Here is a 16,569-nt window from a genome sequence, read left to right on the forward strand (position 1 = left end):
GCTGATCCCGGATTCATACCGAAATCAGCTAATTGAATCTTAATTAAGTTCTAGAATACTTTCTTCTGCTTTAGCAGAAAACACTTTAGGCTCAAGGCGGTCTAGGTCTTCATGAAATAAATTTACTTTTTGGATTTGCCGATTGTCATAGTGGTGGAAATAGTAGTTTCCAGTTTCGTTGCACATCACGGAAGTATATTGCGTATAATGAATTTCGTCTTCTTCCGTTATCACTGCGCCCTTTGGTATCGTCATATTTGCCAAAATTTGAAAAGCGGCTGTTACACCTTTCGTTTCATCGGCCGCCGGCTCTAGATGTTCTTTCAAATAAACAGCTCTGACAAACCGGGAAGGCGGTGTGTAATCCCCCGGCAGACCAACAGTTCCTAAGCCTTGGCCAAAAGCAGAAAGGGCTAATCCGCCCATCTCTTTGCTCTCTAATTGCTTCGGTCTGATTCCTGTATATTGCTGCAGATTGGTTACATGCCATATAAAGTCGGGGCTGTTCGTCATGACACCAGGTTGATTATCATAGACTTTGAGGCCGTCTGCTCTCGGTTCTATCGTCAGGCTTCGGCCCGTCCGGTCTGACAATATCCAGTGAAGCGGTAAAACTGTATCCAATAGATCTAATTTTTTCTCTACAATCGTTAAAGATCGAATCTTTTCTTTTACGTCTTCCAAAGACTGACAGACTGACAGCACCCATGTCACAAACTCATGCGGGGCAATGTGAACGGTATCTTCCCGTATCGTTTTTTCGTACTCCGCATAGCCAGGAAAATAAAGTGCAGCACATGATAAACCGCTTTCATTAACGCCGTCTGCAAATAAAATATTACCAAGTTTTCTTCCCATACCGATAAATGCGTACTGTGTCTGATGGGCCTTTCCGTCAGCTTCACTCTTCCAACTGTAACGGCGCGGATAGAGAATCACCTCTGTCCCCAGCTGAAATGCAAAATCCATTGTTCTCGCTAATACATGTTTACGGTCAGCAGTTTCCAATGTAAGACTTGTGCACATTTGATCAGTCCCCTTTTCAATTCAGATTAATATCATACATATTGTGAACGAATTGGTTTTATCAGCATAACGAAAGTCAAATCGGTTCGTCAAAGAATTGACATTACATCAAATAAAACGAAAAAATCCAGCCTTTAGAAGGCTGGATTTTTTATTATTTAGCCAAAACAAGCTCGTGAATCGCATGCGCAACACCATGTTCATTATTGGAGCGCGTTTGAAAGTTTGCTGCTTCCAATACTTCTGGGATGGCGTTTGCCATGGCAACCCCGCAGCCCGCCCATTCGATCATTGTCAGGTCGTTCCCGTTGTCGCCTATGCACATGACTTCCGCCTGTTCAATTCCAAGCAGCTGAGCCAGCTGGCGTACAGCATTTCCTTTGCTGGCTTCCGAATGCAGAATTTCATAAAAGAAAGGCGCGCTTCTGACCATTGTATATTTTTCTCTCACGTCATTTGGAATCGATGTAATGACGCGGCTTAAGTTCTCCGGTTTATCAATAAACATCACTTTCGGGATGAGGATATCTTTTGGCACCTCGTCAATTTTGCGGAAATGAAGCGGCACCTGTGTCACATAGGATTCGTATACGGTAAATTCGCTAATGTCCCGGTTAGGCGTATACAAATTAGATGAGTCAAAGAAATGCATCGGCGTCTTCAGCTCTAAGCTCAGGTCATATAATGAAGTCAAATCATCATAACCGAGAGACAGCTCCGAGACCACTTCATTTGTATGCGTATTTTGAACAAGTGCTCCATTATACGCAATAACATAGTCGCCTTCTTCAATTAAATTCAGTTCATCTAAATATCTCTGCACACCCCCGATAGGCCGGCCGGTGCAAAGCACAATTTTGACACCTTCCGCTTTTGCCGCGTGAAGGGCGTCGCGGACCTCCTCTGTTACTTCATGATGATCATTTAAAAGTGTTCCATCCATATCAATTGCAATTAGTTTGTACATCCTGCATCTCCTTCATGTCGTTTTCAGGCTATAGTCCCATCATATCGTTTTTTCTTTTTGATATTCAACCGGAAGAGATGGTTTTCTCCGGATTCTGTTTAGACGCCGCCCTTGTCTTCGGATACGCAAGCGCGGTTTCCGCTTTCTTTCTGCCTTGACGCCGTTTTCTGCTTTTTTCTGTTTCATCAGCAGAAAGCCGGCAGCTAGAAAAGGAATGCCGGTTATATTCAAGATGGCAAGCTTCACACCCGCCGCGATGAAAAAGAACCCCCATGAAGATGATGGATTCCGTCTGATCATGACGTAAGCCGCCATTTCCAGAACGATCAGGATGGCATGAAGCACTATGCCATAAATCAGCAATACAAGGGCAAAAAACAAAACATAATTCACGATTGCCCCTGAGTACATCATAGCGCGCATCATTTGTATAAACGATAAGGACTGCATGGAGCCGCTGATGACATTAGGGTTATAGATCGTATAGTCACTAAATAACTGTTTGACTTTGAGAAAAGCCCATAATATAAATATCCATTGAATGATATGTAAAACAAGCCCCGCTGCCACCAGTCTTTCAGCTTTTTGATTTCTCATCTTTCTCCTCCCTGCCGGTCTTTGATTCGATTCTTGTCATCGTTTTTCTCTGTCCATTTTGCTCCCATATCAATGTCCCGTTTTCTCCTCTTTTCAGCGTGCTTTTGAGCGGATAATAGGGGCCGAGGTACTGAATCTCGATAGACCCGTCAGTGCTTTGGGAAATCACCTTGTATGCCATAAAAGGCAGCTGTACCTCTCCTCTTCCTTCAATCACTTCCGTTTCCACAACCTCGTCTTCGGTAAATGTGACTGTTGCTGATTTCACACCGTCCGTTGGCCCGGGGGCACGCCCCTCATCCCACGTTCCGTAATAAAACGGCGTCTCTTCTTTTTGCTGCTGGCAGCCCGATACCATGATGCATACAGCAATTAAAAACAAAATGCCATATTTGTTTCTCAAGGGGATCACCATTCTTTCCTCCTTTTTTGGGCGAATGCCGTGCCACTGTGCCAATGACTACATAAGTTATAAGGAATTCACCCACAAGGAGACTGATCACATGAACCCTTATCAATATTACAGCCCTCAGCTGCCTCAGCAGGAACCTTACTATAGCCACTATGAGTACAATCCTTATCCGCAGCAGGATGTATACGATCCATACCAAATGGACAGACAGCCGGCATTGGAAAGAAGAATCGCAGCACTTGAACGGCAAAATGAACAGCAGTCAAGAGAATTAACCCGTCTGACAAACGAAGACCGCCGTCAAAATCGGGAAATTGCACGGATTGCCGAACAGGTCAATCAGTTAAGCCAGGCTGTTGAACGCCATACACGCCGCCTAAATCGGCTCAATCAGCGCCTCCGTACAGTAGAAAACCGGCTGAATATCCCATTTACTGCAGGGGAAGGCGGTTTCTGAGCGAAACAAAGAAAAAAAGCGGAATACGATTCTCCCATCTCAGGGTTTCGTTTTCCGCATTTCTTATATGTTAAAACGGAAACATTTACATAAAAAGGGTTTGTACCCAGTATACAATCTTTACCGTTTTCATTCAAAGATAGAGGGGCTGAGGAAAATAATTGTAGTTCCTCTTTGACGGAATTTCTTTTCATTCAAGTTGCATGATAATACCGACTCACGTCAATCGATACATGGAGGGATCATTCATGCATAATACACAACACGGCTTGCAGCAGCTGAACCAATGCCGCCAAACTGCTCAGCAGCTCATTCAGCAGACACAGCAAAGCAGCCAGCAATATCGCCAAATGCTTCATCAGGAACAGCAAAACATCCAAATGCTGCAGCAGATTCTAAACCACGAACAACAAGCTGCACATACCATTCAGCAAGCACTGCACGGGCATGATATGGCGATTCAAAAGTGCCAGCAGGTTGTCAACATGTGCAACCAAATGCAACAGGAACTTACTGGACAATCCAGCGTCATGAATACGAATGTGTCTACACTTCCATTCGGCCAAAACACGCCATTTCAGCAGCAATCCTACCAGCAGTAACATATAAAAAGCTCAACACAATGCGAGTGTTGAGCTTTTTTTCTTACTGTTCTTTGCGAATATGTATATCCTGAATAGACTGTTTCGGTGCATGAAATCTGCTCTCGGCTTCACTTCTTGCCTCGGCAAAAGCCCGCGCCTCCACATGATCTTTGTAGACATCCAGCTGAATCAAATACAGCGGGCGCACTTTAAATCCATGAATAATGGTCACCGCCCATAACGGGACCACAATAAAAACACCGGGCAGATCGGGCAAAACAAAACCAAACGCAAAAATGAAAAAATAAATGATGCCGTACATGATCCACTTTCTATTTCTAACCTTGATGCCAATAAATAAAAAGGCAAAAAAACTGGTAATGGCAAAAGGCATGAAAATAAACAGCATCCACCAGCTATGCAGCCATTCCCAAGCGGAACCTCTTTTTGTAATTCCCATATTTTTCTCCTCCTATTTACCTATAATAATCGATTAGGCATACCGCGTCACCCATAAACGGGAAAAACTTTCCCCCTTAAAAATAGTGATAGACGGAGAACAGGTTTCTTGCTATATTATTAATTGATAATGATAATCATTACTAATCTATTGAGATACATAGTGGGAGGGTTCTTGATGAAAAAGAACATATTGCTCGTGGGCATGCTTGTGCTGCTTCTCATGTTTGTCAGCGCTTGCAGCGGCACGGCTTCTAAAGGGAGCTCAAGCGATTCTGCTTCCGAAAAAACAGAAATGAGAACATACAAATCACCAAAAGGGAACGTCAACATTCCTGCACATCCGAAACGCATCGTCACTGATTTTTATGCCGGTGAATTGCTGTCTGTCGGGGCCAATGTGGTCGGCTCAGGCTCATGGTCATTTGATAATCCGTTTTTAAAATCAAAGCTGAAAAATGTGAAGGATGTTGGTGATCCAATCAGCGTTGAAAAAGTGATGGAGCTTCAGCCTGACTTAATTGTTGTCATGAATGAAGAGAATGTTGATAAATTAAAGAAAATCGCTCCGACTGTTGTCATACCTTATAACACAGCGAAAAACGTAGAAGACACAGTCAGCATGTTCGGAGAAATCGCCGGAGCGAAAGACAAAGCAAAATCCTTTATGGCTGACTTTAACAAAAATGCGGAAGCAGCTAAGAAGAAAATTGCCGGCGTCATCGACAAAGATGCGACCTTCGGCATTTATGAAAACACAGACAAGGGCGAATTCTGGGTGTTCAATGACAATGGCGGACGCGGCGGCCAAGCTGTATACAATGCACTTGGGTTAAAAGCGCCTGAAAAAATTGAGCAAGATGTCATCAAAAAAGGAGAGATGAAACAGCTCTCTCAAGAGGTTATTCCTGAGTATGCCGCAGATTATATGTTCATTACGGATTACAACCCGAAAGGCGAAAGCAAAACACTCGACAAGCTGGAGAATTCCTCTATTTGGAAAAATCTTGACGCTGTTAAACATAATCGCGTGTTTATCAATGACTTTGACACGTTCTACCCGTACGACCCGATTTCTGTCAGCAAACAGGTGGATATCATCACCGACATGCTGATCAAACGGGCCGAAGAAAATAAAAAATAAAAAAACGGCACAGTCATGACGCTGTGCCGTTTTTTATGATTCACTTTAATTTTGACTGTACGGAGTCCGGCATATCTTCAAACTTGACTTCTTCCCAAGTCTCGACATACTTTCCTTTCGCCTTTACCTTCAAATACGCGTTCTTCCGAAGCTCTTTGCCGGCGAAAAAGGTCACTTCTTCTTTTTTCCCGGATGCATTATATCCGTCTAATGTATATTCAGTACCGCCCGGACTAAGATGTCTGCCATCTCGATCAATCTGAACATAGACATCTTGCTGGTGAATAAACGGATTAAATCTGTCTGTAACATCGTTATGAAAAAAGAGAAGCCCGCATATTACGGCAGCAGCCGCCAAGACGGCCAGGATTGCCATTGCTTTTTTCATCTTTGCACTCCCCTTACTTGTTCATTTTTTTCAAATAGCTTGACCGCACCGCGAGGAAGAATAGAAGCTGAAAAATGAAAAACCCTCCGATGGTGAGACTGAGCGGCCCCGCGACATCAGAATAGCCTTCCACAGCCAATGTTCTCAAGGCAAACAGTGTATGCATGACGGCAATGACAAATGGAAAGAAGAAAAGAATCGCCAATTGTATTGTCACGCTTTGTGCCATTTCACGCTCACTCAGGCCGATTTTGGCCAGTGAACGGTAGCGCTCCCGGTCTTCATCTAAATCAGTGAACAGCCTGAAATATAAGAAACTTGCTGCCGCGACAAAGAATACAATTGCGATAAACAGGCCGATAAATAAACTCAGGCTCGGCAGCTGCACCGTATCATAGTAAGTCCCGGCTTTTGAAGCAAAATCAGAATGCACGTCGATATAATTGCCGTAAATCTCATTTTGCAAGGATTGGCTGATCTCAAGACTGTCCTTCCAATGATCATAGCTGTAGCCGTATAATGACGCTTTATCACCGAGTGATTTCAGCTGATCAAAGGTTTGATCATTCACCGCGATGATGGCATTCAATGAGATCAGCGGTTTTTTGACTTCTTTTACCGACAGTTTTTGATCAGACAGCTCCTCTTTTTGGTTCAGCAGCTTCAGCTGATCCGGCGCTTCGTTTTTGAAATTGCGGTCATACGTTCCCGGGAAATAGACAGCCTCGTCTTCTTTCAGGCCGTTCACTTTGACATGGAAGTATTTTGCCGCATCCGATTCACTGATCATGTAAACAGGGGGAACAGTTTCTCCTTCCTGATAGCGAACATAGGAAACATCTATTTTGTCTTTCGTATACGTAAAACCGTGTGTTTTCAGTTCATGGTCAATATCTTTCAAATGAGTCTGTTCTTTTGGATTGTTGCTGTAAGATAAATACTCCATTTCATAAGCGGACTCTTCCGCTCCGACGGTCGATTTGTACATTGCGAGCACGCCTGTCGCAGTAAACGCAACCGCGGAAATAATGCTGACAATAAAGAACAGGCGGGCGTTGTCTTTTAAACGATAGACAAGGTCAGAAACCCAAATGACGTTTTTCCCGCGCAGATAAAAGGTTTTCCACTTCTTCAGCGCGCGCAGAATCCATATGCTGCTTTGGCTGAAAAAGAAATATGTTCCGATGACGGTGAGCAGTAAAATGATAAACGGTTCGGCCCCGTGGACATTGCCTTTAAGGACCATGCCGTACCCGTCGCACAGACAGGCGATGCCGAATAAGGACAGAAGCACGGACGGCTTAGGCTCCGGTTTAACCTTGCCAGTGCCCTTTATTAATTTGATAACCGTATTTGATCTGACAAAAAGGATCGTAAACTGCGATAAAAAGAAAAATAAGAGCAGAAATCCGCAGGCCGTAATACCGAGCGCTTTCCAAGGCATATACAAAGGCAGCGCGTCCATTTCTAAAATATAAGCGCCGACCGTAAAGAACGTCTTTGAAAAAATGAATCCTCCGATAATACCGGCTGCAATTGACATGACGCCGATGATCATATTTTCCGCAGTAATGAGCTTTCTCAGCTGCCCCGGCGTGATGCCCTGCATGAGCAGAATGCCGAATTCTTTATTTCTCGATTTCAAAAATGCATTAACCGAATACAGAACAAATAAGAAAGAAAAAACAAAGATCATCCATTCCGCGGCGGTTAAGCCTTTTTTGGCGATGTTATTCAGGTAGCCTTCCTTTAATGCCGGATGAAACAGGAACATCGCAAAGGTAAAGAAAATCAAAACGGAAAAGGCGCTGCTTAAAAAGAATGCAAGATAGGCCCTTTTGTTTCTCGTGACGTTTTTATAAGCGAACTGAAGAAAGGTCATTTGCGTTTCCCCCCAGCATAGACAGCACATCGAGAATTTGTTCATAAAATACTTGGCGGTTTTCCCCGCGGTAAATCTCATTAAACAGTTCGCCGTCTTTTATAAAGATGACGCGGCGGCAGTAGCTTGCCGAAACCGGATCGTGGGTCACCATCAAAGCCGTGACATGATCATCCCGATTCAGGCTCTGCAACGTTTCCATGACGTCTTTTGTCGCTTTGGAATCAAGGTTTCCAGTTGGTTCATCGGCCAGAATGAGTGACGGCTTATGAATGACCGCTCTTGCGATGGCGGCCCGCTGGCGCTGGCCTCCGGATACTTCAAACGTCCGCTTGTTAAGCAGGTTTTCGATACCGAGCTTTGCCGCGATGCCGTGCAGTTTTTCTTCCATTACAGACGGCGCTTCTTTTTCAAGCGTTAACGGCAGCATGATATTTTCACCGATCGTCAGCGTGTCCAGAAGGTTGAAATCCTGAAACACAAATCCGAGCTGCTTGCGGCGGAAATGAGCGAGCTTTGTCCGCTTCAGGCGATGCGGGTTTTCTCCGTTAATCAGGATATCGCCTGAATCTGGACGGTCAATCGTTGAAATGATATTCAAAAGCGTTGTTTTTCCGGACCCGGACGGCCCCATCACCGCCGTGAACTCGCCTTCTTCTATTGAAAATGAAATTTGCTTTAAGGCCTGATAGGACACTTGTCCTTTATAGGTTTTATTTATATGTTTGACTTCAAGCATATTCGCCATGAAAATCCTCCTTATGGTTTTATTCTTGTTGATCTGGGCTGCTTTCATGTAGTGCCGGGACGTTCAACATAAAAATCCCCTTGACATAAATCCATGTTATCAAGGGGAAACAAAGCGGGCTATGTTGTTTTCTTAACGCAGCCTTACATTTTTGTAAGAAATGAAAATCGAACTGATGTCCCTTCACCGGGAGACGAGCTGATGTCCACCGTATGATTGAGCTTATCTGTAATTTCTTTGACGAGATGGAGGCCGATTCCCGTAGATTCTTGGAAACGCCGCCCGTTTTCACCGGTGTAATAAGGGTCAAACACCCGCTTGATGTCTTGCGAGGGAATCCCGACACCGTAATCTTTGACTTCAAGCACCGTCCTGTCTTCATCGCGGAAGACATTCAGCTCAAGTCTGTCACTCTTGCCCGCTGAATACTTGACCGCATTTGTGACCACTTGGCCGATCGCAAATTTGAGCCATTTGGCATCGGTGTAAATCTGATGATCATCGCAAACGTTCATTTTCGGATAAACGCGATATTGAATAAAAAATCGTTTATAGCTTTGAATGACTGATTGGAGAAGCTCGGACAGGGAAACCGCTTCGATTTTAAAATCCCGTTCAAACAGGTCGAGCCTTGAAGAATAAAGAAGCGTCTCCAGCCCGAATTCAATCTGCCGGACTTCTTTTTTGATTTGTTCAAAAACGGGCTCATCCTCTTCTTGAATGATTAAATTAATGACCGACAGCGGCGTCTTCACTTGGTGCACCCATTGATTCATATACGTCACCCGCGCGTCAAGCTTGGCTTCGGTCTCATGGAGCTTCTGGTGCTGCAGCCGGATCAGCTCCATCTGCTTTTCATACAGCTCTGAACAGAACACTGAAGAACCGAGATACGGGATATCCGTCCCTTCCTGCCCCGAGCTGAGCCAATGATACACGCCGCGGTCTTTGTACCAGCGATAGGCAAGATAACCCGCCAAAATAAGAAGCTGCACGCCCAATATGTAAAACAAGTGAGAAAAAGAATGCAGACCCGCAAACCAGTAATAAAAGAAGACAAACAGCCCTTGAAGGAAAAAAAGCAGAATCAGCACTGCATGAGACCGGAGAAACAGCTTCATGACTGCGCCCTCAGCTGGTAGCCTTCGCCCCGCACCGCTTCAATAGAAACAGGCGCATTCAGCTCCCGCAGTTTTTTTCTGAGCCGCGTGATATACACGTTAAGTGTATTATCATCGATGAATATGTCGGTGTCCCACGTCTTTTCCATGAGACGGTCCCGACTCGTCACCTTTTCTCCCCGCTCAAGCAGCACTTCCAAAAGCTTGCTTTCTTTTTTAGAAAGCTCGCTTTTTTCATCCTGAAAACGCAGTTCAAACCGTTCCACAAAGAGCTGAACGCCGGCATATTCAACCACTTTCTCTCCCTGCTTTGCGGCGTACTCCCCGTACGCCCTCCGGATCTGGCTTTTGATTTTCGCCAGCACAATATCATAAGAAAACGGTTTTTCGATATAATCGTCTCCCCCATTTTCAATCGCCATCACCTGATCCATTTCCCCGCTTCTGGCAGAAATAAAGATGATCGGGCTTGTGGAGTGCTGGCGGATCTGCCGGCACCAATAATATCCGTCATATGCCGGCAAATTGATATCAAGCAGCACCACATCGGGCTTTTCCCGCAAAAAGACATCAAGAACAGCTGTAAAATCCGCGGCGACCACTGTTTGATATCCGTATTTTTCAAGGTAATTCTGCAATAGTCCGCGAATGTCTTCACTGTCTTCCACAATCATGATTTTATTCAAACTGAACCACTCCCGTTTCTTACACTGCTGCCATCATCATAATCGTTTTGGGCGTATGGACGCAACACCGCACAAAAAAACCGCCATCTCGGCGGTTTCTGGTCTCTTTAGCCGACCTGCTGCTTAGCTGCTTTACCGGCTGATCCGAACTCTCTCATTTTGCTTCGCACTGTCTCTTCCACGGCTTCAATGCCGGGTGTCAAATAGCCGCGCGGTTCGTACAGATCGCTGTTTTCCTGAAACATGCGGCGTGTTTCGTCTGTCCACGCTACCATACATTCCGTATTGATATTGATCTTCGCGTGGCCGAGCGTGATGGCTTTTTTGATCTGATCCTGCGGAATCCCGGATGCCCCGTGAAGAACGAGGGGAATATCAGTCATGCGGGAGATAGCCTCCATTTCCTTAAATCCGAGATTCGGCTCACCCTGATATTTGCCGTGTACAGAGCCGAGGGCGGCGGCCAGCGCGTCGATATTGGTTTCTTTAACGATCCGCTCACATTCCGTGATATCCGCATAGCGGACCCCGCCGACCAGTCCGTCTTCCATTCCGCCGACCGTGCCGACTTCGGCTTCTACTGACACGCCGTGTTTTGCGGCATAATCGGTGACTTCTTTTGTCATCGCGATATTCTCGTCAATCGGCTGATGGGAGCCGTCAATCATCACTGAGCTGAATCCGGCATCAATGGCCTGTCTGCAGCGTTCCGCACTGCTGCCGTGATCGAGATGAAGCACGACCGGAACGGTAATTGCCATGTCCTCTATTAACGCCCCTACCATGGCGGCAATCGTTTTAAATCCGCCTAAATAGTCGACCAGGCGATCGGAAGCCGCGGCGATGACCGGTGATTGCTCCTTTTGCGCCGCCTGCAAAATCGCCTTCGTCCATTGCAGGCCGTTGATATTAAACTGGCCAATTGCATATTGCTCCCGCTTTGCATCTTCAAGAAGCTCTTTCATCGATACAAAAGCCATGTCCACCCCTCCTTTATCCATTACATGCTGAAGTATTTTGATACGACGTCCACTGTTGTTTTTTTCGCTGTTTGAATGGCTTCCTCAGCAGTCAGCTTATAGTATTCAGGCCGGAAGAGCTCAACCGATACAACATCAGAGAAGCCAATTTCCTTCAGTGCTGATAAGTGGGCATCTAAGTCAATTGCCCCTTGTCCAGGCCATACACGATCCTCATCTGTTAAAAAGCCGATTGGGAAATCTTCTGTATCATCAATATGATAGATGAAGATTTTCTTTCCGTCCGCCTGCTTTAAGCTCTCAATATTTGAACCCATTGCATGGAAGTGAAAACTGTCAAGGACAAGTCCGACATTGTCACGGTTAACTGTGTTTACGATCTCATACGCCTGTTCAAACGTATTGACCGTACATTGCGGATGGCCGACAAATTCAAGCGCGATTTTTACGCCGTACGGCTCCGCGATATCTGACAGCTCAGTCAGCACGTCTACACTGCTCTTTTTGATCTCTTCTTTTACAATCTTCTGCTCTGTCACAAGCGGAACGGCCACCACATATTGCACACCGAGGGTTTTGCATGTTTCCATCATGCCTTTAAATTCAGTGATGATCTCGTTGTGGCCCTTTTCATCACGGTTGTTGAAGAAAACGAGTGCGTTTAAAGCAAGCGGTTTGATGTGATGGGTTTGAAAATATTCCGCAAGGTCATCCAATGAATGATCTTTTAAGTACTCCGGCAGCTTATCCATTGTGCGGATTTCAATATAATCATAGCCGTGCTTTTCGCATAGTTCTAAATCCTGTTTAAGGTTTGAGTTTTCCAATGTTGTCGCTTCATTAAAACAAAGTTTCATGCCAGACTCCCCCATCTGCGTTTTAGATATGAAGGGAGTTCGGCAGGAAGGCTGTCGCCATATCCCGCCGAACTCCATGCTCAGCTTATGCCAGACCTAATTCTTCTTTCATTTTCTTAAGCATAAATCGGCTTGATTCATCCGCTCTTTCATCGACCCAAGCAAATACGGCATTCGTCGCAATTCCGTCGAACTTCATCTCTCTCAGTTTTCTGAAAATCGTATCAAAATCAACCTCGCCTTGACCAATGTCCAAATGCTGGTGAACCGTTACTTTCGCGTCAGGCGGATTGACGATGTAGCGAAGGCCATGAGCCGCTTTATGATTATAGGTATCTGCAAATAAAACATGTGTGAGGCGGTCGCCGGCTTCGTCAAACATGGTCTCGATGTCGCCTTTGCCGTCATCATAGAAGAACGTATGCGCAGTCGAGTAGACAAGATTGATCCAATCCTTGTCAAGCGCACGGATCATATCCATCGCACCTTTGTGCGTTTCGATAAAATCGTATGGGTGGGCTTGAAGATTAAGTTTAATACCTTCTTTTTCAAAGACTGGCAGAAGCTCATCCATGGATTTGATAAATTTTTCTTCACTTGTTAAAGGATCATATTTTGAACCGCTGAATTCGCTGTTCATCAAATCCACTTCAAGTTCAACCGCAATTTCGATTGCCCGTTTCCAATTGCGCACCGCTGCCTGCCGGCGGTCTTCATCAGGACCCGCCCAGTGGTAAAGAGGAAGAAGCGATGAAAGCTTAACACCTGTATCTCTTAAAAGGCGCTTTAATTGTTTGATCTTTGCTGAATCGACTTTCGGATATTTATAAAACGGGCAAAAATCCTCGCGCGGAGACAATTCGATATATTCATAGCCAAGCTCCGCCGTTTTATAGACCGTTTCCTCTAAAGTTAAATCATCACGATACATGGATGGATCCAATGCTAACTTCATATTTTCACTCCTCTGTTTTTTAGTTTTGAACTGTTGTAAAAGATTGATAGAATTCCGGTTTTTCCTTCAATTCAACCTTTTCTTTTTGTCCAGATTCCTGGGCTTTTACACACGCATCAGTCGTGACAGCAGCAATATAGCCGTCCCATGCCGTCGGTCCGCTGACCTCGCCTTTCTTTTGAATCGAATCAATAAAGTCTTGGATTTCCACATCGTACGCAGCGACAAAGCGTCTCTGCCAATCCATCAAAATATCTGTGCTGAATTTGCCTTCTTTTCTCAAGCTGATGCTTGATGGCTCGGGAAGCTTGATGATGCCGTCTTCTCCGACGATTTCACATTGAATGTCATAGCCGTATTTACAGTTCACATAGATTTCAGCATTGATGACGATACCGCCTTTTGTTTCAATCACGACGATTTGCGGATCCTTTAAATGCGGCAGCGCGTTTTTCGATTTTTTCGGGTAGATGACTTGAACGGACTCGTAGTCATCGCTGACGAGCCAGTGCAGCACATCAATTTCATGAACAAGCGTGTCAACTACGGCCATATCCGTTGTATAGTTATCTCCTACAGTCGGGTTGCGGTGCGCGCAATGAATCATAAGCGGCTCGCCGATGACATGATTGTCGAGTGCTTCCTTCAGCTGTACGTAACCGCTGTCATAACGGCGCATGAAGCCGACTTGAACAAGGCGTTTGCCCACTTTGATTTCTTCTTCGACAATGCGCATGCATCCTTCAGCCGTTGTCGCGAGCGGTTTTTCACAGAACACATATTTCTGGGCTTTAATGGCTTTCAGCACGCTTGACTCATGCGCAGGCCCCCAGCTTGTCACTAAAACAGCGTCTACATTTTCGTCTGCAAGCAGGCTGTCATCATTCGGATAAACCGTCGCGTTTAATTGGTATTGTTCAACGACCTTTTGTGCAGCTTCTTGATTAACATCCGTTACGGCTACGATTTCCGCGCCTGACAGCTTGTTCGTGATGCGGTTAATATGTTCTTTTCCGATTGCTCCAGTTCCAATTACGCCAATACGTAAACTCATTGACAGCCACTCCTTCTGTTGGTTACATGATTTTGCTTTCTGTTCCTTGCTTTACTTGGCTCTGAGGAGACCCGTAGAGTTCCTCTTGAATTTGTTCAAGCGACTTGCCAGACGTATTCGGCGCAAAGAGCAGCCCGATGATCATACTGGCCGTCACACATCCGAGAAGAATTGCAGCCATCGTTCCAATGCCGAAATTGGTGATAATCATTGGGACAAACAGACTCCAAATCCCTATTGAAATACGGACAAGGAAAAACATCAGTCCTTGTGCGGAAGCACGATATTGCGTAGGAAAGATTTCACTAGCCCATAACTGATAGTTCGCTTGCTGCCCTGCTCCGTTATTGATGCCGATCACGACAATAAACAGGAGCAGAATCGGCAGGCCTTCAACTGGCAGCAGAAACAGTGTCCACCCGATCACCGCCATGAAAGCGGCGATTCCAAATACGGTTTTTCTATATTTGTCGGCAAAGGGCATGAAGATCAAGGCGACCCCCAATCCTGTGAAGATAAACAGCCCCATTTGCAAAAGGTTGGCCATGTTGGCAGATACACCGCCGACCTGCTGATAAATGTATGGCATAAAGAAGCCCATGACCCCGGCGGCTAAGTTCCAAACCAAGTACACACCCATCAAAAACAATATGCTTTTGAGATACATAGGCTTGAGCAAATCAAAATACGATGTCTTATTCAGTACAGCCGGCTTCTCTGCCTGAGCATCCTCCGGCTGATTTTTTGTCTGCCAGGCGTCTGATTCCGGAAGCCTGATTCTCAGGATGTACGTAATCAGCGCAATCACAAGCAGATGGGCAAATACGATTTTATTCCCCAAGAGTCCCAAGTCACCGGCCAGTACGGAGAGGAGCAGTACAACGACAGCGCCCGCGGCCCAAGCGACTTGTGCTACGCCGCAATGCCTGGCCCGATTCTTCTTTGGCGCATTTTCCGCAATAATGGTCCATGACGCGGTTATGTCAGCTCCTACTGATAAACCGATAATGATGTAACCGCTTAACAACATGGGGAAATTAACCCCGAACAAAACCAAACAAATCCCTAGTGCATAAACCAGCATACTATTGGTATAAACAGCCTTCCGTCCGACTTTATCAGCCAGAAACCCGCCAAGCAGCGCGCCGACAGCGGCAGAAATCGCATTTGCGCTCAGCGCGCCGAGCAGCCCGATTTGTGTATCGGATAGCTTAAGGTAACTGACCCATAATGATAAACCGGCGGAGCCTGCCACAATTGAACCGGCATCAATATAGTTGGCCAATGCTGCCGCGATTGTCCGTTTATTGAAGGCTGAATCTCCATTGGTATTGCCCATATGTTCATTCCCCATTAAGCCAGATCCAACAACTGCTGATCAATATAGTTTCTCGCAATCAATGCATACTCCAGCGGGTTTGCAACATCGGGGTCTTGTTCAGCTTCAATGACAATCCATCCGGAATAACTGTGCTTCAACAGCAGCTGATATACTTCTCTAAAGTCAATGCAGCCGTCACCGGGAACCGTAAACATGCCTTTTAAAAATGATTGCCGGAACGATTGTCCTTCGAGCCTGCATTGTTCCATGACATTCAGGCGGGCATCCTTAAAGTGCACATGCTTAATGCGGCCGATATGCTTCTCAAGCATCCCCATGTAATCGCCGTCAGAAATATACGCATGGCCTGTATCATAGAGGAGGTGTACATGCGAAGGGTCAGTTCCTGCCATCAGGCGGTCCACTTCTTCCGCTGTTTGGACACCAGTGCCGAGATGATGATGATAGACAAGCTTCAAGCCATGCTGAGCGGCAATTTCGCCAAGGTGATTCAGCCCTTCGCAAAGCCGCTCCCATTCATCATCCGTAAAGTGCGGCTTCTCTGTGAACACGTTTTTCTCCAAGCTTTGCACGCTGTACGTTTGTTCAGAGACAACTGCGACATCCGCGTTTACTTGCTGCAAATACTCACAATGCAGGGTAAATGTCTTTGCCGCTTCACCAAGTCCGTCACGCAAAATAAAACTGCTGAACCACTTTCCTGCAATGCGTAAGTTCCGAAGCTTCAGCTCTTTGTTCAGGATGGCAGGTTCGGGGAAAAAGCCCCCGACCTCCGTGCCTTGAAAACGCGCGACAACGATATCACTTAACAAATGCTGAAGTGTATTTCCCGCTCCAATTTCAGGCATGTCATCATTCCGCCACCCAATGGGAGCGATTCCCCACAGGATTTCATTTTTGCCCATCTTGG

19 protein-coding genes are annotated in these 16,569 nt (G+C 45.7%); 3 read left to right on the forward strand and 16 right to left on the reverse strand.

Annotated elements, in window-relative coordinates; genetic code table 11:
• Positions 1-39 precede the first annotated feature (39 nt).
• The 4 genes from yxeI to MHI44_RS10730 form a co-directional block, all read right to left on the reverse strand.
• Complete coding sequence (yxeI, locus tag MHI44_RS10715) at positions 40-1,026, reverse strand: penicillin V amidase (protein WP_339201910.1); 987 nt, start codon at positions 1,024-1,026, stop codon at positions 40-42.
• Positions 1,027-1,180: 154 nt separating this feature from the next.
• Entirely contained in the window at positions 1,181-1,993 is an 813-nt protein-coding gene (gene yidA, locus MHI44_RS10720) for a sugar-phosphatase (RefSeq protein WP_003227099.1), read from the reverse strand.
• A gap of 39 nt (positions 1,994-2,032) precedes the next feature.
• Positions 2,033-2,590, reverse strand: coding sequence for a hypothetical protein (locus MHI44_RS10725; protein WP_144527194.1), 558 nt, complete (start codon positions 2,588-2,590; stop codon positions 2,033-2,035).
• Complete coding sequence (locus MHI44_RS10730) at positions 2,571-3,005, reverse strand: YxeF family protein (RefSeq protein ID WP_015250859.1); 435 nt, start codon at positions 3,003-3,005, stop codon at positions 2,571-2,573. Before MHI44_RS10730 ends, MHI44_RS10725 begins: the two co-directional genes overlap by 20 nt.
• 88 nt (positions 3,006-3,093) lie before the next feature.
• On the opposite strand from MHI44_RS10730, the gene cotNE reads away from it, so the two are divergent.
• Entirely contained in the window at positions 3,094-3,459 is a 366-nt protein-coding gene (gene cotNE, locus MHI44_RS10735) for an inner spore coat protein CotNE (protein WP_003227093.1), read from the forward strand.
• A gap of 248 nt (positions 3,460-3,707) precedes the next feature.
• Entirely contained in the window at positions 3,708-4,061 is a 354-nt protein-coding gene (locus tag MHI44_RS10740; RefSeq protein ID WP_003236356.1) for a hypothetical protein, read from the forward strand.
• A 43-nt stretch (positions 4,062-4,104) separates the two neighbouring features.
• Here the strand turns inward: MHI44_RS10740 and MHI44_RS10745 are convergent, their stop codons facing one another.
• A complete protein-coding gene (locus MHI44_RS10745; protein WP_003227087.1) occupies positions 4,105-4,503 on the reverse strand; it encodes a hypothetical protein in 399 nt (132 codons plus the stop codon).
• Positions 4,504-4,680: 177 nt separating this feature from the next.
• Between MHI44_RS10745 and MHI44_RS10750 the strand changes: the two genes are divergently transcribed.
• On the forward strand, positions 4,681-5,646 hold the full coding sequence (locus MHI44_RS10750) for an iron-hydroxamate ABC transporter substrate-binding protein (protein ID WP_095252483.1): 966 nt from the start codon (positions 4,681-4,683) through the stop codon (positions 5,644-5,646).
• A gap of 40 nt (positions 5,647-5,686) precedes the next feature.
• Here MHI44_RS10750 and MHI44_RS10755 read toward each other — a convergent pair whose 3' ends face one another.
• The 11 genes from MHI44_RS10755 to iolE form a co-directional block, all read right to left on the reverse strand.
• Positions 5,687-6,034: a YxeA family protein gene (locus tag MHI44_RS10755; protein WP_003227084.1), complete on the reverse strand. Its 348-nt coding sequence runs from the start codon at positions 6,032-6,034 to the stop codon at positions 5,687-5,689.
• Positions 6,035-6,047: 13 nt separating this feature from the next.
• Complete coding sequence (gene yxdM, locus MHI44_RS10760; RefSeq protein WP_339201912.1) at positions 6,048-7,916, reverse strand: ABC transporter permease YxdM; 1,869 nt, start codon at positions 7,914-7,916, stop codon at positions 6,048-6,050.
• Positions 7,891-8,664 (reverse strand): ABC transporter ATP-binding protein YxdL, encoded by a 774-nt coding sequence (gene yxdL / locus MHI44_RS10765; protein WP_003243557.1) that lies wholly within the window; start codon positions 8,662-8,664, stop codon positions 7,891-7,893. Before yxdL ends, yxdM begins: the two co-directional genes overlap by 26 nt.
• A 143-nt stretch (positions 8,665-8,807) precedes the next feature.
• Complete coding sequence (yxdK, locus tag MHI44_RS10770) at positions 8,808-9,785, reverse strand: two-component system sensor histidine kinase YxdK (protein ID WP_003227076.1); 978 nt, start codon at positions 9,783-9,785, stop codon at positions 8,808-8,810.
• Complete coding sequence (gene yxdJ, locus MHI44_RS10775) at positions 9,782-10,471, reverse strand: two-component system response regulator YxdJ (protein ID WP_003243527.1); 690 nt, start codon at positions 10,469-10,471, stop codon at positions 9,782-9,784. Before yxdJ ends, yxdK begins: the two co-directional genes overlap by 4 nt.
• Before the next feature lie 107 nt (positions 10,472-10,578).
• On the reverse strand, positions 10,579-11,451 hold the full coding sequence (iolJ, locus tag MHI44_RS10780) for a 6-phospho-5-dehydro-2-deoxy-D-gluconate aldolase (protein WP_003242766.1): 873 nt from the start codon (positions 11,449-11,451) through the stop codon (positions 10,579-10,581).
• A 20-nt stretch (positions 11,452-11,471) separates the two neighbouring features.
• Positions 11,472-12,308 (reverse strand): 2-keto-myo-inositol isomerase, encoded by an 837-nt coding sequence (iolI, locus tag MHI44_RS10785; protein ID WP_029318587.1) that lies wholly within the window; start codon positions 12,306-12,308, stop codon positions 11,472-11,474.
• Positions 12,309-12,393: 85 nt separating this feature from the next.
• On the reverse strand, positions 12,394-13,263 hold the full coding sequence (locus MHI44_RS10790) for a sugar phosphate isomerase/epimerase (RefSeq protein ID WP_015250852.1): 870 nt from the start codon (positions 13,261-13,263) through the stop codon (positions 12,394-12,396).
• A 19-nt stretch (positions 13,264-13,282) separates the two neighbouring features.
• Entirely contained in the window at positions 13,283-14,317 is a 1,035-nt protein-coding gene (iolG, locus tag MHI44_RS10795) for a bifunctional inositol 2-dehydrogenase/D-chiro-inositol 1-dehydrogenase (RefSeq protein ID WP_029318586.1), read from the reverse strand.
• Positions 14,318-14,339: 22 nt separating this feature from the next.
• Positions 14,340-15,656: a myo-inositol transporter IolF gene (gene iolF / locus MHI44_RS10800; protein ID WP_032725035.1), complete on the reverse strand. Its 1,317-nt coding sequence runs from the start codon at positions 15,654-15,656 to the stop codon at positions 14,340-14,342.
• Between the two features lie 14 nt (positions 15,657-15,670).
• The gene (gene iolE, locus MHI44_RS10805) at positions 15,671-16,564 is read right to left on the reverse strand and encodes a myo-inosose-2 dehydratase (protein WP_069703573.1); all 894 of its coding nucleotides are present in this window, start codon (positions 16,562-16,564) and stop codon (positions 15,671-15,673) included.
• Between the last annotated feature and the right edge of the window lie 5 nt (positions 16,565-16,569).

The organism is Bacillus sp. FSL K6-1366 (assembly GCF_037976695.1).
Taxonomy (GTDB): domain Bacteria; phylum Bacillota; class Bacilli; order Bacillales; family Bacillaceae; genus Bacillus; species Bacillus subtilis.